Annotated in this window: 19 protein-coding genes; 15 read left to right on the top strand and 4 right to left on the bottom strand. The window is 57.9% G+C overall.

The window, feature by feature from the left end; all coding sequences use genetic code 11:
* Nucleotides 1–41: 41 nt before the first annotated feature.
* Both bglJ and FHN83_RS14865 read right to left on the bottom strand, forming a co-directional pair.
* Complete coding sequence (gene bglJ, locus FHN83_RS14870) at nt 42–677, bottom strand: DNA-binding transcriptional activator BglJ (RefSeq protein ID WP_039030483.1); 636 nt, start codon at nt 675–677, stop codon at nt 42–44.
* A complete protein-coding gene (locus FHN83_RS14865; protein ID WP_052246196.1) occupies nt 677–1,357 on the bottom strand; it encodes a helix-turn-helix transcriptional regulator in 681 nt (226 codons plus the stop codon). Before FHN83_RS14865 ends, bglJ begins: the two co-directional genes overlap by 1 nt.
* Before the next feature lie 485 nt (nt 1,358–1,842).
* On the opposite strand from FHN83_RS14865, the gene FHN83_RS14860 reads away from it, so the two are divergent.
* From FHN83_RS14860 to opgB, 8 genes are all read left to right on the top strand, one after another.
* Entirely contained in the window at nt 1,843–2,619 is a 777-nt protein-coding gene (locus FHN83_RS14860; protein WP_039030484.1) for a threonine/serine ThrE exporter family protein, read from the top strand.
* On the top strand, nt 2,610–3,083 hold the full coding sequence (locus FHN83_RS14855) for a threonine/serine exporter (RefSeq protein ID WP_039030485.1): 474 nt from the start codon (nt 2,610–2,612) through the stop codon (nt 3,081–3,083). Before FHN83_RS14860 ends, FHN83_RS14855 begins: the two co-directional genes overlap by 10 nt.
* Nucleotides 3,084–3,149: 66 nt before the next feature.
* Nucleotides 3,150–3,791: a TetR family transcriptional regulator gene (locus tag FHN83_RS14850; protein WP_139564245.1), complete on the top strand. Its 642-nt coding sequence runs from the start codon at nt 3,150–3,152 to the stop codon at nt 3,789–3,791.
* 30 nt (nt 3,792–3,821) lie between these two features.
* Nucleotides 3,822–4,250, top strand: a complete 429-nt coding sequence (locus FHN83_RS14845) for an organic hydroperoxide resistance protein (RefSeq protein ID WP_039030487.1) — start codon at nt 3,822–3,824, stop codon at nt 4,248–4,250.
* A gap of 105 nt (nt 4,251–4,355) precedes the next feature.
* Nucleotides 4,356–4,901 (top strand): primosomal protein DnaT, encoded by a 546-nt coding sequence (dnaT, locus tag FHN83_RS14840; protein ID WP_138370369.1) that lies wholly within the window; start codon nt 4,356–4,358, stop codon nt 4,899–4,901.
* The gene (dnaC, locus tag FHN83_RS14835; protein WP_039030489.1) at nt 4,898–5,635 is read left to right on the top strand and encodes a DNA replication protein DnaC; all 738 of its coding nucleotides are present in this window, start codon (nt 4,898–4,900) and stop codon (nt 5,633–5,635) included. The genes dnaT and dnaC overlap by 4 nt, the downstream gene beginning before the upstream one ends.
* A gap of 82 nt (nt 5,636–5,717) precedes the next feature.
* A complete protein-coding gene (locus tag FHN83_RS14830) occupies nt 5,718–6,209 on the top strand; it encodes a DUF2501 domain-containing protein (protein ID WP_139564243.1) in 492 nt (163 codons plus the stop codon).
* A 216-nt stretch (nt 6,210–6,425) separates the two neighbouring features.
* A complete protein-coding gene (gene opgB, locus FHN83_RS14825; protein WP_138370368.1) occupies nt 6,426–8,717 on the top strand; it encodes a phosphatidylglycerol--membrane-oligosaccharide glycerophosphotransferase in 2,292 nt (763 codons plus the stop codon).
* 117 nt (nt 8,718–8,834) lie between these two features.
* Here the strand turns inward: opgB and tsr are convergent, their stop codons facing one another.
* Together tsr and hpaR are read right to left on the bottom strand one after the other, a co-directional pair.
* A complete protein-coding gene (tsr, locus tag FHN83_RS14820) occupies nt 8,835–10,499 on the bottom strand; it encodes a methyl-accepting chemotaxis protein (RefSeq protein WP_039030492.1) in 1,665 nt (554 codons plus the stop codon).
* A gap of 86 nt (nt 10,500–10,585) precedes the next feature.
* Entirely contained in the window at nt 10,586–11,026 is a 441-nt protein-coding gene (gene hpaR, locus FHN83_RS14815; RefSeq protein ID WP_139564241.1) for a homoprotocatechuate degradation operon regulator HpaR, read from the bottom strand.
* Nucleotides 11,027–11,298: 272 nt separating this feature from the next.
* Here hpaR and hpaG point away from each other — a divergent pair, with 272 nt between their 5' ends.
* The 7 genes from hpaG to hpaX all read left to right on the top strand — a co-directional run bounded on the left by hpaG (nt 11,299) and on the right by hpaX (nt 18,346).
* Nucleotides 11,299–12,585: a 4-hydroxyphenylacetate degradation bifunctional isomerase/decarboxylase gene (gene hpaG, locus FHN83_RS14810; RefSeq protein ID WP_139564239.1), complete on the top strand. Its 1,287-nt coding sequence runs from the start codon at nt 11,299–11,301 to the stop codon at nt 12,583–12,585.
* Nucleotides 12,585–14,051: a 5-carboxymethyl-2-hydroxymuconate semialdehyde dehydrogenase gene (hpaE, locus tag FHN83_RS14805; RefSeq protein ID WP_039030495.1), complete on the top strand. Its 1,467-nt coding sequence runs from the start codon at nt 12,585–12,587 to the stop codon at nt 14,049–14,051. Before hpaG ends, hpaE begins: the two co-directional genes overlap by 1 nt.
* 1 nt (nt 14,052) lies before the next feature.
* Entirely contained in the window at nt 14,053–14,904 is an 852-nt protein-coding gene (gene hpaD / locus FHN83_RS14800) for a 3,4-dihydroxyphenylacetate 2,3-dioxygenase (protein WP_039030496.1), read from the top strand.
* 9 nt (nt 14,905–14,913) lie between these two features.
* Nucleotides 14,914–15,294: a 5-carboxymethyl-2-hydroxymuconate Delta-isomerase gene (locus tag FHN83_RS14795; RefSeq protein WP_139564237.1), complete on the top strand. Its 381-nt coding sequence runs from the start codon at nt 14,914–14,916 to the stop codon at nt 15,292–15,294.
* Nucleotides 15,295–15,366: 72 nt separating this feature from the next.
* On the top strand, nt 15,367–16,170 hold the full coding sequence (gene hpaH, locus FHN83_RS14790) for a 2-oxo-hept-4-ene-1,7-dioate hydratase (protein WP_039030498.1): 804 nt from the start codon (nt 15,367–15,369) through the stop codon (nt 16,168–16,170).
* A gap of 10 nt (nt 16,171–16,180) precedes the next feature.
* On the top strand, nt 16,181–16,978 hold the full coding sequence (gene hpaI, locus FHN83_RS14785) for a 4-hydroxy-2-oxoheptanedioate aldolase (protein ID WP_139564235.1): 798 nt from the start codon (nt 16,181–16,183) through the stop codon (nt 16,976–16,978).
* Nucleotides 16,979–16,999: 21 nt separating this feature from the next.
* The gene (gene hpaX / locus FHN83_RS14780; RefSeq protein WP_139564233.1) at nt 17,000–18,346 is read left to right on the top strand and encodes a 4-hydroxyphenylacetate permease; all 1,347 of its coding nucleotides are present in this window, start codon (nt 17,000–17,002) and stop codon (nt 18,344–18,346) included.
* Nucleotides 18,347–18,354: the final 8 nt, after the last annotated feature.

The following is an 18,354-nucleotide window of genomic DNA, read 5'->3' as shown; positions in this document are numbered from 1 at the left end:
ACCCGCGCCAGACATTATTCTGGCGCAGTCTTATATGCCGATTATGAAAAATGCGGAACAATAAAGCGCGGCGCGCGGTGATCCGGTACGGGGAAATGCGTCAGGATATCTGCCGCGTGCAGTAACCCCACGTCAGAACGAACACCAAGCTTAAGCATGGCATTAAACTTATGCGCACGAATGGTTTTAATGTTGCGATCCAGTCGGATGGCGATTTCCGGGATGGAAAAGCCGCAAGACATGAACTGCAAAATGGCGCGTTCAGTCGGGCTTAGCAAACGCCCACGGTGAATATTCCAGTGGTTGTTGTGGCAGTCATTTACCCGCCGATTCTCGCTCAATAATTTGCTCAGTTGCTCCTGCAGGTCGGCCAGCGGCGCGGATTTCAGAAGGACCCCGTGCAGACGTGACGGCGAAAGCTGATTAATCAGGCTTGCTTCTGACGCATCCGATGCCAGCACAATTCGCTGGATAGCACCGTGAGTGGCTGAAATTTCCTTAATACATACCAGACAGTTACGCCGCTCTTCACGCTCATCAGAGAGCGAATAAATCAAAGACGCGTACGGAACAAAATTAAGTGAGGACTGAAAACTGGCAATATTACTAAACAGATGGACTTCATAACCTTTGAATGCCGGACTGGCAAAAAGATGCTTCAGCCCCATAGCACTCATCATGCACTTTTCGACGATAGCGATATGTCTTTTTGTAGCGCTCTTTTCCATTCGTCTTGCTCTCCATAGGCAGAGAATAAACTCAGCTCTTTCATTCCCTTGGTGCTGTTAATCCACGCATACATTTCGGCGTTACTCGTTAAGGCGAGTCTTCTCATTGCGCTATTTTTTTGCGCGCTTACCGTTTTATTACTCTTTTTGAGCAATGCGGCGATTTGATTAATTCCCCATCCTTTCCCAAGCAAGCGTAATACTTTACGCTCCGAGAACGTCAACATGACATCGTCCTGATTGTCATAAAACTCTTCCGGATCGGGTCTTAATAACGTCTGACTAATACGTTCGGCATGTTCACTGCCGGAACGAACTGCCTTAACCAGGCCTTCGACAGGTTCTGCGTCAGACAGTAACGTACTTTCTGGTCGCATAAGAAGTTCAACGGCAAGAGGATAAAATGCGCGAGAAACCAAAAATATCCAGTGAATATCTCTATACTGATTTTGTAATGCGTAATACTGATTGCAAATATTACGCGGATTATGCTGTTCACCTGAAATATCAACGATGATCACAATGGCGCGACGCAGTTGAAGAAGCGTGAGTTCTTCATGGGAGCGGCAGTATGAACGTTCGTAGTCTGGGAAATAGCGTGACATAATGCTCCCGATACCGGTTTGCATTATGGGTGATTTACCAATTATTATTACGCTTTTACAAGCTATTGTCGGTACTTGTGTTCCGAATCCATTCATACGGCCATTCCGTGTCTTTCATCCAGTTGAAATACCTGATCATTTAAAATGGCGACGTAAAAATGTAATGTTTTTCCTTTTTCGTTAGCTGAGCAAAATGAGAGTGCGATAAGAACCAGCATCACAAATGTATACACCGCCAAAACGGCGTTAATATCGCAAAATAATGACTAAATGTTAACCCTTGCCCCGTGATATTTTCAGAAAGAGTAAATTAGATACTCTAAATATAAATTTAATAAATATAAAAATATAAAAAACATAGAAATTAATAATTAATCATCTGAAAATAACGCCTGGTGACAGCACCAATCTGCTTAAACCTTGATCTGGCCCAGCGCAAGCGCCACAGGGTTGTGTGCTAAAAGTAGACATTCCGGCCATTCAACACCAACTCTCCCTCAGGGCAACAGATGCAGGCAGATCAGTCCCCACAACGCGCCGCCACGCGACTGTGTATTCAGTGCGGCCTTTTTTTATTACAACACGGCGCCGAAAGCGCCCTGGTCGAAGAGCTCTCCACCCGCCTGGGGCTGGCGCTGGGCATGGACAGCGTAGAAAGTTCCATCTCCTCCAACGCCATTGTGCTGACCACCATCAAAGGGGGCCAGTGCCTGACCTCAACGCGAAAAAACCACGATCGCGGGATCAACATGCACGTCGTCACCGAGGTGCAACACATCGTGATCATGGCGGAACACAAGCTACTGGATATGCAGGGCGTCGAAAAACGCTTTAGCCAGATCAGGCCGTTGCGCTATCCACGCTGGCTGGTGGTGCTGATGGTGGGCCTCTCCTGCGCCTGCTTCTGCAAGCTCAATAACGGCGGCTGGGACGGCGCCCTGATCACCTTTATCGCCAGTACCCTCGCCATGTACGTACGACAGGTGCTGACAGGCCGGCATCTGCACCCGCAAATAAACTTCTGCATCACCGCGTTCGTCGCAACCACCGTCTCAGGGCTGCTGCTGCGACTGCCGGGTTTCGCCACGACACCCACCATCGCCATGGCCGCCAGCGTGCTGCTGCTGGTGCCGGGCTTTCCGCTGATCAATGCCGTGGCGGATATGTTTAAAGGACACATTAATACCGGCCTGGCACGCTGGGCGATTGCCAGCTTACTGACCCTCGCCACCTGTATCGGGGTGGTGATGGCCATGACCTTATGGGGGCTTCGCGGATGGGCGTAATCGATTTTCTCTGGGCGCTGGCCCAGGACATGATCCTGGCGGCCATTCCGGCGGTGGGGTTTGCCATGGTGTTTAACGTTCCCCGTCGCGCCCTGCCGTGGTGCGCGCTGCTGGGGGCTATCGGCCACGGCTCGCGCATGGCGATGATGACCGCAGGAATGAATATCGAATGGTCGACCTTTATGGCCTCAATGCTGGTCGGTAGCATCGGGATCCAGTGGTCGCGCTGGTATCTGGCGCACCCGAAAGTCTTCACCGTCGCCGCGGTGATCCCGATGTTTCCGGGGATCTCAGCTTATACCGCGATGATTTCGGCGGTGAAGATTAGCCATTTTGGCTACAGCGAAGCGCAGATGATCATGCTGCTGACCAATTTCCTGAAGGCCTCGTCGATTGTCGGCGCCCTCTCAATCGGGCTGTCGATACCCGGACTCTGGCTCTACCGCAAGCGTCCCCGGGTCTGAGAGTTGTGTTCTCCCGCAGCCGTGGCGATAATCCTCTGTTCTCATATGGCTAAGTAAGGAGCGGATGTGGCTAACCCTGGCAGCGAAAACGCAGAAAACAGCGACGGATCCCGCCTGAAAGATAAAATCTTCCTCAGCGCCCTCTCGCTGTTTGCCGAGTACGGGCTTAACGGCGCGCGCATGGAGCAGATTGCTGAGAAAGCGGGCACCACCAAGCGAATGGTGGTGTATCACTTTAAGACCAAAGAGAACCTCTACCTGCTGGTACTGGAGTATGTCTACACCCAGATCCGCGCCAGTGAAAAGCAGCTCAGCCTGGAGGCGATGCCGCCGGTAGAAGCGCTGGTGCAGCTGGTGGAAACCACCTTTGACTATCACGCCGATCATCCCGACTACATTCGTATCATCTGCATGGAGAACATGCAGCGCGGCCGCTATATGCAGCAGTCGGCCTTATTGCGCCAGGTCAACCGCAGCGCCCTGGATCTGCTGGAAACCATCCTCAACCGCGGCAAAGAGAAGCAGCTGTTTAACGAAACGGTAAACGCCCGGGATCTGCACCGCCTGATCAGCAGCTTCAGCTTTCACTATGTGGCTAACAGCTACACCTTCACCCTGCTGTTTGAGGACGGGGCCGATGAACAGGCCCAGCGGCAACACTACCGAAAAATGGCGGTTCAGGTTGCCTTGCGTTATACCTGTCCTTAGCTCACACAACCCTGAGATAAGGAACCAACCATGTCTTTAGAAAAAGTTGTCTATACCGCCAAAGCCAAAGCCACCGGTGGCCGTGATGGTCGCGCCACCTCGTCCGATGGCGTACTCGATGTGAAGCTGGGCGTGCCCAAAGAGATGGGCGGCGCGGGCGGTGAAGTCACCAACCCGGAACAGCTATTTGCGGCGGGCTATTCAGCCTGTTTTCTCGGCGCGATGAAGTTCGTGGCCGGGCGCGACAAAATCACCATGCCGCAGGATGCCTTTATTGAAGGCGAAGTGGGAATTGGGCCGCTGCCAACCGGGTTTGGCATCGAAGCAAAACTGAATATTCACCTGCCGGGGATGGACGCCGCCGAGGCGAAAAAACTGGTCGATGCGGCACACATTGTCTGCCCGTATTCTAACGCCACCCGCAACAATATTGACGTGACGCTGAATATTATCTCCTGACTTTTCAGGGGGTCAGGGAGCGGGTCTCAGACCCCTGCCTGCCCCCTCCTCTCTGTGCTACCATAAGCCCATATCTCGTCCGCAGTAATTCAGTAGAGAAGTGCTATGTCCTCCAGAATCCTGACCACCAGCGTCACTGGCATTGATGCCTTTATGCACGATCCCCGCGGCGTGCTGGCGAATGCGCAAGGCGGTACCGTCGCCGTATTTGCCGATAACGCACCGGCGTTTTATGCGATCACGCCGCAGCGTCTGGCCGAGCTGCTGGAAACGGAAGCGCGCCTGTCGCGCCCGACCAGCGATGTCACTCTGGATACCCAATTCTTCGACGAACCCACCAGCGCGCCGGTTGCGGTGCCGATGGGGAAATTCGCCATGTATAACGGCTGGCAACCTGACCCGGACTTTCAACGCCAGGCGGCGCTGTGGGGCATCGCCCTCACCCAGCCTGTTGCCCCGGAAGAGCTGGCCGCCTTCACCGCCTACTGGCAGGCGGAAGGGAAAGTGTTTCATCATATCCAGTGGCAGCAAAAGCTGGCGCGCAGCGTGCAAATCAACCGGGCCAGCAACGGCGGTCAGGCCAAACGCGATGTGAATACCTTTTCAGAACCGGATAAACAGATCCCCCACGGATTCCGAGGTGCCAAATGAAAGAGTTCGGCGAACTGATGAAGCGTCTGCAAAAGATGATGCCGGCCAACGTCAAACCGGCCTTTACCACCGGCGAAGAGCTACTGGCGTGGCAAAAAGAGCAGGGAGAAATCCGCGCGGCGGCGCTGGCACGGGAAAACCGCGCCATGAAAATGCAGCGCACCTTTAACCGCTCCGGCATTCGTCCCCTGCATCAGAACTGCTCCTTCGATAACTACAAAGTGGAGAGTCAGGGGCAGCTGAAAGCCCTGCAGCAGGCGCGCCAGTACGTCGAAGAGTTCGACGGCAACATCGCCAGCTTTATCTTCAGCGGCAAGCCGGGCACCGGCAAAAATCATCTCGCGGCGGCCATCTGCAACGAGCTGCTGCTGCGCGGTAAATCGGTGCTGATTATCACCGTGGCCGACATCATGTCAGCCATGAAGGATACCTTCAGCAACCGGGAGACCAGCGAGGAGCAGCTGCTTAACGATCTCAGCAACGTCGACCTGCTGGTGATTGACGAGATTGGCGTGCAGACCGAATCGCGCTATGAAAAAGTGATCATCAACCAGATCGTCGATCGCCGCTCCTCTTCCAAGCGCCCGACCGGCATGCTCACCAACCATAACGTTGATGAAATGACGCGTCTGCTGGGCGAGCGGGTGATGGATCGCATGAAGCTCGGCAACAGCCTGTATGTGATTTTTGACTGGGAAAGCTATCGCAGCCGCGTTACCGGTAAAGAGTATTAGGATTGTTTACCGCGAAGCGCACAAGCATGAGGTTTATACTGGCTGCCATTCCGCCCGACGGGCAATCGACAGAGCATGCTTTATGAAAACACATTTTCTTCTCAGCGCCGCAGTCAGCGCCCTTCTGATGACGGGTGCAGCACAGGCAGCCTCCTCCTGGCAGGACACGCTTAACAGCGCCGCCAACCAGCTTAGCGCGGGCAGCACCTCTTCCCAGAGCGGCGGCCTCTCCGCTTCCGCATTGACCGGGCTGCTGAGCAGCGGCACCGAGTCGCTCTCCGCCAGCAACATGAATAACGCCGCCGGGATCCTCGAGTACTGCGCCAAAGAGAAGCTGGCCTCGATGACCGATGCCACCAATATTAAAAACCAGGTGCTGGGTAAACTGGGTATCGATACCCCGCAAGAGCAGCAGCAGGACACCAACTATCTGGAGGGCATCCAGGGTCTGCTGAATGCCAATAACGGCGAGCAGCTGAATCTGGAAACCATCGGCAACTCACCGCTGGCGAAAAAGGTCAAAGCCCAGGCCTGTGATTTTGTCCTGAAACAGGGCATGAGCTTTATCTCCTGATCCCCGAAACGCCGCGTCCCTTGCCGCGGCGTTTACCCCCATCCCCCTCAGAAAGCGACGCCGGTCAAACATTCGATTTTCTAAACCAAATCCTAACAACAGCACAATTACGTGACACTACAATTGCAGCTTGATGGCATCGCCATTACATTGGATCACCCAAAAATTAAACAGTTAATCCGCTGATCTGCGGATGCCTTTGTTGAGGATAAGCTGTTGTCAGAGTTTATTTCTGTTGCCCTGTTTATCGCCTCGGTCGTTATCTATTCCCGCAAAGCGGGTCGTAACACCTGGTGGTTTGCCGTCACCCTTATGGTGCTGGGGCTTTTTGTCGTTTTAAACATTACCCTCTACGCCAGTGATTACTTTACCGGCGACGGCATCAACGATGCTGTTCTCTACACCCTGACCAACAGCCTGACCGGCGCAGGGGTTAGTAAGTACATACTTCCTGGTGTTGGCATCGTGGTAGCGCTGGTGACGGTGTTCGGCCTGCTGGGCTGGATCCTGCGCCGCCGTCGCCATCATCCGCACCATCTCGGCTACAGCCTTCTGGCGCTGGTGCTGGCCCTCGCCTCGGTGGACGCCAGCCCGGCGTTTCACCAGATCACCGAGCTGGTGAAATCGCAGTCCCGCGATGGCGATCCGGACTTTGCTGCGTATTACAAAGAGCCGGGTAAAACCATTCCCAATCCGAAGCTCAATCTGGTCTATATCTACGGCGAAAGCCTGGAGCGGACCTATTTTGATAACGACGCCTTCCCGGATCTCGCCCCGGAGCTGGGTGCTATCAAGAACGAAGGGATCGATTTCAGCCATACCGCGCAGCTGCCCGGCACCGACTACACCATCGCCGGGATGGTTGCCTCCCAGTGCGGTATTCCGCTGTTCGCCCCGTTTGAAGGCAACGCCTCCGCGTCGGTGTCCAGCTTCTTCCCGCAGAATATCTGCCTCGGCGATATCCTGAAAAACTCCGGTTATCAGAACTATTTCATGCAGGGCGCCAACCTGCGTTTCGCCGGGAAAGACGTGTTCCTGCAGTCCCACGGCTTTGACCATCTGTATGGCGCAGAAGAGCTGAAAACCACCGTGGCAGACCCTAAGTACCGCAACGACTGGGGCTTCTACGACGATACGGTGCTGGATGAAACCTGGAAAAAATTCGAGGAGCTGTCGAAGTCCGGCAAGCGTTTCTCGCTGTTTGCCCTGACGGTAGACACCCACCACCCGGACGGCTTTATCTCCCGCACCTGTCAGCGCAAGCGCTACGCGATTGACGGCAAACCGAACCAGTCGTTCAGCGCGGTGGGCTGCAGCCAGGAGCATATCGCGGCGCTGATCGAAAAAATCAAAGCCTCGCCATACTTTAAAAACACGGTGATTGTGGTCTCTTCCGACCATCTGGCGATGAAAAACACCGCCTGGGATGCGCTGAACAAACTCGATCGCAGCAACCTGTTCTTTATTCTGCGTGGCGATAAGCCCCAGCAGGAGGTGATGGCGGTGAAGCGCAACACCATGGATAACGGCGCCACGGTGCTGGATATCCTCGGCGGGGATAACTTTATCGGCCTCGGGCGCAGTAGCCTCTCCGGGCAGTCGCTCTCCGAAGTGTTCCTTAACATGAAGGAAAAGGTGCTGGCGTGGAAACCGGACGTGATCCGTCTGTGGAACTTCCCGAAAGAGCTGAAAGACTTCACCATCGACAGCCAGAAAAACATGATGGCCTTCTCTGGCAGCCATTTCCGTCTGCCGCTGCTGCTGCGCGTCTCCGATAAGCGGGTCGAACCGCTGCCGGAAAGCGAGTACTCCGCTCCGCTGCGCTATCAGCTGGCGGACTTTGCCCCGCGGGACAACTTCGTCTGGGTCGATCGCTGCTACAAGATGGGCCAGCTGTGGTCGCAGCCGCTGGCGCTTTCCACCGACTGGTGCGTTTCTCAGGGCCAGCTGGGCGGCGAGCAGACCGTGCAGCACGTCGATAAAGCGCAGTGGAAAGGCAAGACGGCGTTTAAGGATACGGTGATCAGCACCGATCGCTATCAGCGTAACGTCGAGTTGTTGAAAGTGTCCGACAACGACATCCGCTACAAGGCCGACAGTTTTGTCTTTAACGTGGCCGGCGCGCCAGAAGAGGTGAAGCAGTTCAGCGGGATTTCACGTCCGGAAACCTGGGGCCGCTGGTCCAACGCCCAGTTGGGCAATGAGGTGAAGATCGAATACAACCAGCCGCTGCCGGCGAAATTCGATCTGGTGATCACCGCCAAAGCCTGGGGGCCGAACGTCAACAAGCCGATCCCGGTGCGCATTGGCGATAAAGAACAGACCCTGACGCTGGGTCATGACGTCACCACCACCACGCTGCATTTCGACAACCCGTCGCGCAGCAGCACGCTGGTGATTGTGCCGCCTGCACCGGAGTCCACCAACGAAGGGAATATTCTCGGCCACTCTCCGCGCCAGCTGGGGATTGGGATGGTGGAGATCAAAGTGGTTAACGCCGAAGGGTAATTGCGGTGTGGATGCCGGGTGGCGCTGCGCTTACCCGGCCTACAAAACCGTAGGCCCGTGCAAGCGAAGCGCCGCCGGGCACAAACAGCGCCCTGCCTGAACAGGGCGCTTTTTACATCAGAAGGTTTCCCAGTTATCACCGCTGTCGGTTACGGCCGCTTTACGCGTCGTGACCGGCGACACCACGGTTTTCACCGCTGCGTTGGCACGGGCTTTCTGCTGCTCCTGCTGAATACGGAACACCGCCACCGCCTGAGTCAGGCGGCTCGCCTGCTCTTCCAGTGCCGCCGCTGCCGCTGCAGATTCCTGCACCAGCGAGGCGTTCTGCTGCGTGACGCGATCCATCTCGGCCACCGCCAGACCCACCTGGTCGATACCGCGGCTCTGCTCGTCAGAGGCAGAGGCGATCTCGCCCATGATGTCGGTCACGCGGGTCACCGCGCTGACGATTTCACCCATGGTCTCACCGGCGCTTTCCACCAGCGTGGAGCCCAGCTCAACGCGACCTACAGAGTCTTCGATCAGGCTCTTAATTTCGCGTGCCGCCTGGGCGCTGCGCTGGGCCAGGTTACGCACTTCACCCGCCACCACCGCAAAACCACGACCCTGCTCACCGGCACGCGCCGCTTCGACCGCCGCGTTCAATGCCAGGATGTTGGTCTGGAAGGCAATACCGTCGATCACGCTGATGATGTCGGCAATCTTCTGCGAACTGCCGGCGATGTCACGCATGGTTTGCACCACGTTATCCACCACTTTACCGCCCTTCTGCGCGGTCTCGGACGCGCTCAGCGCCAGATGGCTCGCCTGACGGGCGTTTTCGGCGTTCTGCTTCACGGTGGCGGTCAGCTCTTCCATGCTCGCAGCGGTCTCTTCCAGCGAGGCCGCCTGCTGCTCGGTACGGGAGGAGAGATCGTTGTTACCCATGGAGATTTCGCTTGCGCCGCTGTAGATGGCGTTCGCGCCATTACGCACGTCGCCCACGGTACGCATCAGTTCAGCCTGCATATGACGCAGCGTATCGGCCAGCTGGCCCATCTCGTTAGAGCCGTCAACTTCGATGCGTTTCACCAGATCGCCGCTGGCGATGTGGCGAATGCTGTCGGTCAGGCGGTTCAGCGGAGAGATCAGCGAGTGACGGATACCCAGCCAGACGCCGACGATCACCACCAGCACCAGGATCAGCACGCTTAACAGGATCCAGATAGCCTGGCTGTAGGAGCTGTTGCTGTCATCCACGGCGGTCTGATACAGATGATCGTTCTGCTGCAGATAGTTCACGTACTGCTTCTCAAAGCCGTCCTGGTAGCTCTGGGTCGGCTGATCGAAGAACTCGTTGATCTTGCCCGCACCCAGGAGCTGGATCAGTTCGGCCAGCGCACCGTGATAGATATCATAGTTGCGTTTGATTTCCAGCGCGGCACCTTCACTCTGGCGCGGGTCGCGCGGCAGAGCTTCGTAATCCGCCCAGTTCTTTTCCGCCTGCTTCAGGGAAGCCGCCGCAATCTGCATCAGATCGTTTACGGTCGCGCCGCTACCGATGTTGTTCTGATCCATCATGTAGCGGATACCCGCGCGGTTCAGGGTGTTACGGGTTTGCAGCAACGCTACCCAGCTGCCGTTAAGCGTGGACTGTTGCTGACGAATGGTTTGCAGGACGGTGAAGTTTTCTTTGTCATGCTTCAGGGCATTAAAGAAAAGACCACCGGATGTGAGCTGTAAAAGGCCAAAAATAACTAAGACCAGCAATAAGCTGGTAACAATTTTGATACGTTTTAACATGATTTCTCTTTCCCACCAGACTGGTACAGAATTTTCGGCCTGAAACAGGAAAACTTTACGGAAATTGTGTTGATGACCGCAGCGATCTACTCCTCTTCTTCTGGCATCCCCGTTCCGTCACCCAGAGCAATAAACTCCTGCAGCAGCGCCGTCAGCTGCTGCATTTTCTCCGGCGTGTATTGCGCCTCAATCCGCTGATAGGCCTCTTCCACCTGCGCCTGGGCGCGTTCATACAGCGCGTTACCCTCGCTGGTAAGCGACACGTACAGCTTGCGCTGGTCGTTGAGCGGCTTTAAGCGCAGCACCAGCCCGTCACGCTCCATCCGCGTGAGAATGCCGGTCAGGCTCGGGCGCAGAATGCAGGTGCGAAACGCCAGGTCGTGAAAATCCATCGACGGATGTTCCGCCAGCACGCGCACGATCCGCCACTGCTGCTCCGTCAGATTCTGCTGCTTGATAATCGGGCGAAAAAAGGTCATCGCGGTTTCCCGCGCCTGGAGTAGTGCGATAGTTAACGAATCGTGCATGGCGCTCCCACCTCAACATCATTAATAACGAAACAATCAATGCATAATGCTGCATCTGCACGCCAGCGGCGCGACTGAAAAGTCTAACAGATATCACATTAAAAAATTAACTTACTGATATATAACACTAATTATATATACATGTAAATTTATTGTTATCACTATCACAAATTATTTACTTCTGTTTGCCAAACGCAGACCGGAGGGCTAAAACCTATTCATTAACATATTAATGAACTCAAAACCCGATTCGCGGGCCAGAGGAGAAAGGAATGAAAGGTACTGTTTTCGCGGTGGCACTCAATCACCGCAGCCAGCTCGACGCCTGGCGCGACGCATTTAACCAGCCCCCTTACAACACGCCGCCAAAAACCGCCGTCTGGTTTATCAAACCGCGCAACACCCTGGTCCGCTCCGGCGATGCCATCCCGCATCCGGAAGGGGAACAGGTGCTGAGCGGCGCCACGGTGGCGCTGATTGTGGGCAAAACCGCGACAAAAATCCGCCCGGAAGAGGCGGCGCAATACATCGCCGGTTACGCCCTCGCAAACGAAGTGAGCCTGCCGGAAGAGAGCTTCTACCGCCCGGCGATCAAAGCCAAATGCCGGGACGGTTTTTGCCCCGTAGGCGAGATGGCGACGATAAACAGCGTCGATAACCTGACCATCACTACCGAGATCAACGGCCGGGAAGTGGATCGCTGGAACACCGCCGATCTGCAGCGCAACGCCGCCACCCTGCTGAGCGAGCTGAGCGCCTTCGCCACCCTGAACCCCGGCGACGCCATTCTGCTGGGCACCCCGCAGTCCCGCGTGGCCCTGCACCCGGGCGACAGCGTACGCGTGCTGGCCGCAGGCCTGCCGACCCTGGAAAACAGCGTGATCAACGCCCGCGAGCTGCCGGAAAACCGCACCTTTGCCTGGCCGCTCTCCACCAGCGGCACCCTGTTTGCCCTGGGGCTGAACTACGCCGATCACGCCAGCGAGCTGGACTTTAAGCCGCCCACCGAGCCGCTGGTGTTTATCAAAGCGCCAAACACCTTTAACGAACATAACCAGACCTCGGTGCGCCCCGACAACGTCGAGTACATGCACTATGAAGCCGAGCTGGTGGTGGTGATCGGCAAAACCGCCCGCAACGTCTCTGAGGCCGACGCCATGGACTATGTGGCGGGCTACACGGTCTGTAACGACTACGCGATCCGCGACTATCTGGAGAATTACTACCGCCCCAACCTGCGGGTAAAAAGCCGCGACGGCCTGACGCCCATCGGCCCGGATATCGTGGATAAATCGGCGATTGCCGACCCGCACAACCTCACCCTGCGCACCTGGGTCAACGGCGAACTGCGCCAGCAGGGCAGCACCCGGGATCTGATCTTCAGCGTCCCGTTCCTGATCGCGTACCTGAGTGAATTTATGACCCTGCAGCCGGGGGACATGATCGCCACCGGCACGCCGAAAGGGCTGGCCGACGTACGCCCGGGGGATGAAGTGGTAGTGGAAGTGGAAGGCGTTGGCCGTCTGGTCAACCGGATTGTCAGCGAGGAGACACGGTAATGAAAAAGATTAACCACTGGATCAACGGTAAAAACGTAGCGGGTAACGACTACTTCCACACCACCAACCCGGCCACCGGCGAGGTGCTGGCGGAAGTGGCCTCCGGCGGCGAAGCCGAGATAAACCAGGCGGTAGAGGCGGCGAAAGCGGCGTTCCCGAAATGGGCCAACCTGCCGATGAAGGAGCGCGCGCGCCTGATGCGCCGTCTGGGCGATCTGATCGACCAGAACGTGCCGGAGATCGCCGCCATGGAGACCGCCGACACCGGCCTGCCGATCCACCAGACCAAAAACGTGCTGATCCCGCGCGCCTCGCACAACTTCGAGTTTTTTGCCGAAGTGTGCCAGCAGATGAACGGCAAGACCTACCCGGTCGACGACAAGATGCTGAACTACACCCTGGTGCAGCCGGTGGGGGTTTGCGCCCTGGTCTCGCCGTGGAACGTGCCCTTTATGACCGCCACCTGGAAGGTTGCGCCCTGCCTGGCGCTGGGCAACACCGCGGTACTGAAGATGTCGGAACTCTCGCCGCTGACCGCCGACCGTCTGGGGGAGCTGGCGCTGGAAGCCGGTATTCCGGCGGGCGTACTGAACGTGGTGCAGGGCTATGGCGCGACGGCGGGCGACGCACTGGTGCGTCATCATGACGTGCGCGCCGTGTCGTTCACCGGCGGCACCGCCACCGGACGCCGCATCATGCAGAGCGCCGGACTGAAAAAATACTCCATGGAGCTGGGCGGTAAATCGCCGGTGCTGGTGTTTGAAGATGCCGACATCGAACGCGCCCTGGACGCCGCCCTGTTCACCATCTTCTCCATCAACGGCGAACGCTGCACCGCGGGCTCGCGCATCTTTATTCAGCAGAGCATCTACCCGGAATTCGTCAAGCGCTTTGCCGAACGCGCCAACCGCCTGCGGGTGGGCGATCCGACCGATCCGAACACCCAGGTTGGGGCGCTTATCAGCCAACAGCACTGGGAGAAAGTCTCCGGCTATATCCGTCTCGGCATTGAAGAGGGCGCCACCCTGCTGGCGGGCGGCCCGGACAAACCATCCGATCTGCCTGCGCACCTGAAAAACGGCCACTTCCTGCGCCCGACGGTGCTGGCGGATGTCGACAACCGCATGCGCGTCGCCCAGGAAGAGATCTTCGGGCCGGTGGCCTGCCTGCTGCCGTTTAAGGATGAAGCCGAAGGGCTGCGTCTGGCTAACGACGTGGAATACGGCCTGGCGTCGTACATCTGGACTCAGGACATCAGCAAAGTGCTGCGCCTGGCGCGCAACATCGAAGCGGGCATGGTGTTTGTGAATACCCAGAACGTGCGCGATCTGCGTCAGCCGTTTGGCGGCGTGAAGGCCTCCGGTACCGGCCGCGAAGGCGGTGAGTACAGTTTTGAAGTGTTCGCCGAGATGAAAAACGTCTGTATCTCGATGGGCGACCATCCGATCCCAAAATGGGGGGTGTGAAATGGGCAAGTTAGCGTTAGCAGCAAAAATCACGCACGTTCCGTCGATGTATCTCTCTGAGATCCCGGGCAAAAACTTTGGCTGCCGTCAGGGGGCCATCGACGGACATAAAGAGATCGGCAGGCGCTGTCGCGAGATGGGTGTTGATACCATCATTGTGTTCGATACCCACTGGCTGGTGAACAGCGCCTATCACATCAACTGTGCGGATCATTTTAAAGGCGTCTACACCAGCAACGAGCTGCCGCACTTTATCCGCGACATGACCTACGACTACGACGGCAACCCGGCGCTGGGCCAGCTGATCGCCGACGAAGCGGTGGCAAAGGGCGTGCGCGCCAAAGCGCACAACATCCCGAGTCTGAAGCTGGAGTACGGCACCCTGGTGCCGATGCGCTACATGAACGCGGATAAGCACTTCAAAGTGGTGTCGATCTCCGCCTTCTGCACCGTGCATGACTTTGCCGACAGCCGCAGGCTGGGCGAGGCCATCGTCAGCGCCATCGAAAAATATGACGGCACCGTGGCGGTGCTCGCCAGCGGCTCGCTGTCGCACCGCTTTATTGACGACCAGCGCGCCGAAGAGGGGATGAACAGCTACACCCGCGAGTTCGACCGGCAGATGGACGAGCGCGTGGTGAAGCTGTGGCGCGAAGGCCAGTTCAAAGAGTTTTGCAGCATGCTGCCGGAGTACGCCGACTACTGTTACGGCGAGGGCAATATGCACGACACGGTGATGCTGCTGGGCATGCTCGGCTGGGACAGCTACGACGGCAAGGTGGAGTTTCTCACCGAGCTGTTCCCGAGCTCCGGCACCGGTCAGGTTAACGCCGTTTTCCCTCTGCCCGCATAAGGACGCCCCATGCCGCACTTTATTGTCGAATGTACCGAGAACATCCGCGACCAGGCGGACCTGCCGGGCCTGTTTGCTCAGGTTAACGAGGCGCTGGCCGCCACCGGGATCTTCCCCCTCGGCGGTATCCGCAGCCGCGCGCACTGGGTGGATACCTGGCAGATGGCCGACGGCAAGCACGATTATGCGTTTGTGCATATGACGCTGAAAATCGGCACCGGCCGCAGCCTGGAGAGCCGTCAGCAGGTGGGCGAGATGCTGTTTGGGTTGATTAAAGACCATTTCGCCGGGCTGATGGCGGCGCGCTATCTGGCGCTGTCGTTTGAGATCGAAGAGCTGCACCCGACGCTGAACTTCAAGCAGAACAACGTGCACGCCTTGTTTAAGTAGCCGTCTGCTTGCCCCTCACCCTGACCCTCTCCCCACAGGGGAGAGGGGATAATACCGTCACAGGATACCGCCATGCTCGATAAACACACCCATACCCTGATTGCCCATCGCCTGCATCAGGCGGAACAGACCCGGGAGCAGATCCGTGCGATCTCGCTGGATTACCCGTCCATCACCATCGAGGACGCCTACGCCGTCCAGCGCGAATGGGTGAGCCTGAAGATCGCCGAAGGCCGCGTGCTCAAGGGCCACAAAATCGGCCTGACCTCAAAAGCGATGCAGGCCAGCTCGCAGATCAGCGAGCCGGACTACGGCGCCCTGCTCGACGACATGTTTTTCCATGACGGCAGCGATATCCCCACCGACCGCTTTATCGTCCCGCGCATTGAAGTGGAGCTGGCCTTCGTGCTGGCCAAACCCCTGCGCGGCCCGAACTGCACGATGTTCGACGTCTACAACGCCACGGATTACGTGATCCCGGCGCTGGAGCTGATCGACGCCCGCTGCCACAACATCGACCCGGAAACCCAGCGCCCGCGCAAGGTGTTCGACACCATTTCCGATAACGCCGCCAACGCCGGGGTGATCCTCGGCGGTCGCCCGATCCGCCCTGACGAGCTGGATCTGCGCTGGATCTCCGCCCTGCTCTACCGCAACGGCGTGATCGAGGAGACCGGCGTCGCCGCTGGCGTGCTGAACCACCCGGCGAACGGCGTGGCGTGGCTGGCGAACAAGCTGGCACCCTACGACGTGCAGCTGGAACCCGGCCAGATCATCCTCGGCGGCTCCTTTACCCGTCCGGTGGCGGCGAGCAAGGGCGACACCTTCCATGTCGATTACGGCAACATGGGCTCCATCAGCTGCCGCTTTGTCTAAGGAGAAGCGCATGGAAAACAGATTCAAAGACGCGCTGAAAGCGGGCAAACCGCAGATCGGCTTATGGCTGGGGCTCACCAGCAGCTACAGCGCCGAACTGCTGGCCGGAGCCGGTTTCGACTGGCTGCTGATCGACGGCGAGCACGCGCCCAACAGCGTGCAGACCGTTCTGACCCAGCTGCAGGCCATCGCCCCCTACCCCAGCCAGCCGGTGGTGCGCCCGTCGTGGAACGATCCGGTGCAGATCAAACAGCTGCTGGACGTCGGGGCGCAAACCCTGCTGCTGCCGATGGTGCAAAACGCCGACGAAGCGCGGCTGGCGGTGCGCTCGACCCGTTATCCTCCCGCGGGCATTCGCGGCGTCGGCAGCGCTCTGGCCCGCGCCTCGCGCTGGAACCGCGTCCCGGATTACCTGCAACAGGCCAACGACGCCATGTGCGTGCTGGTGCAAATTGAAACCCGTGAGGCACTGAAAAATCTGCCGCAGATCCTGGATGTCGAAGGGGTGGACGGCGTCTTTATCGGCCCGGCGGATCTCAGCGCCGACATGGGCTTTGCCGGTAATCCGCAGCACCCGGAGGTGCAGGCCGCCATTGAACAGGCCATCGCGCAGATCCGTGCTGCGGGCAAAGCCCCCGGCATCCTGATGGCCAACGAACAGCTGGCCCGTCGCTACCTTGAACTCGGGGCGCTGTTTGTCGCCGTCGGCGTGGACACCACCCTGCTCGCCCGCGGCGCCGAAGCCCTGGCAGCACGCTTTATCGATACCCCGGTTACGTCAGTTAATAACAATAAATCCGTCTACTAAACGTAAGATCTGGAGCGCACCATGACGACCCTACAAACACAAGACAGTAAAGCCGTTGAACATCGCGTGATTAATAAGCTGTTTCGTCGCTTGATCGTGTTTCTCTTTATCCTGTTTGTCTTTTCGTTTCTCGACCGCATCAACATCGGCTTCGCCGGGCTGACGATGGGCAAAGATCTGGGTCTCACCTCCACCATGTTTGGCCTGGCCGCAACCCTGTTTTACGTTACCTACGTACTGTGCGGGATCCCCAGCAACATCATGCTGGCGAAGATCGGCGCCCGCCGCTGGATCGCCGGGATCATGGTGGTGTGGGGCATCGCCTCCACCTGCACCATGTTCGCCACCAGCCCGCAAACGCTCTACGTCCTGCGCATGCTGGTGGGCATTGCCGAAGCCGGTTTCCTGCCGGGGATCCTGGTCTATCTCACCTGGTGGTTCCCCGCCTATCACCGCGCCCGCGCCAACGCGCTGTTTATGATCGCCATGCCGGTGACCATGATGCTGGGCTCGATCCTCTCGGGCTACATTCTGGCGATGGACGGCCTGTGGAACCTGAAGGGCTGGCAGTGGCTGTTCCTGCTGGAGGGGCTGCCGTCGGTGGTGCTCGGCGTGGTGACCTGGTTCTTCCTCAACGACACACCGGATCAGGCCACCTGGCTGGACGATGAAGAGAAGCAGACTCTGAAGACGATGATCGCCCGGGAGCAGGAGAACGCCATTGCCCACGCCGCGACACCGCGCTCGACGCTTCGCGAGGTATTGACCCCGGCGGTGCTGCTCTACACCCTGGCCTATTTCTGCCTGACCAACACCCTGAGCGCCATCAACATCTGGACGCCGCAGATCCTGCAGAGCTTTAACACCGGCAGCAGCAATATCGTGATTGGCCTGCTGGCGGCGATCCCGCAGTTTTGCACCATCCTCGGGATGATCTGGTGGAGCCGCCGCTCCGACAGGCTGAAAGAGCGAAAAAAGCACACCATCCTGCCATACCTGTTCGCGGCGGCGGGATGGCTGCTGGCGTCGGCGACGGATCACAGTCTGATCCAGCTGCTTGGCATCATCATGGCCTCAACCGGGTCATTTACCGCCATGGCGATCTTCTGGACCACCCCGGATCAGGTTATTAGCCTGCAGTCCCGGGCGGTGGCGCTGGCGGTGATCAACGCCATCGGCAACGTCGGCTCCGCCGTCAGCCCGCTGCTGATCGGCATTCTGCGCGACGCCACCGGCAGCTTCAGTTCAGGATTGTGGTTTGTGGCCGGGCTGCTGGTGGTGGGTGCGCTGGTGCTGACGCGTATTCCGATGACCCGGCAGGAGAGCCGGGAAAGCGTGCCGGACATGGCGACGCAGAAGATCCACTGAGGAGCAGC

This window comes from Leclercia adecarboxylata, assembly GCF_006171285.1.
Lineage (GTDB): Bacteria > Pseudomonadota > Gammaproteobacteria > Enterobacterales > Enterobacteriaceae > Enterobacter > Enterobacter barmai.
Note: the sequence above shows the minus strand (reverse complement) of the source record. Positions and strands in the feature narration are given on the sequence as shown.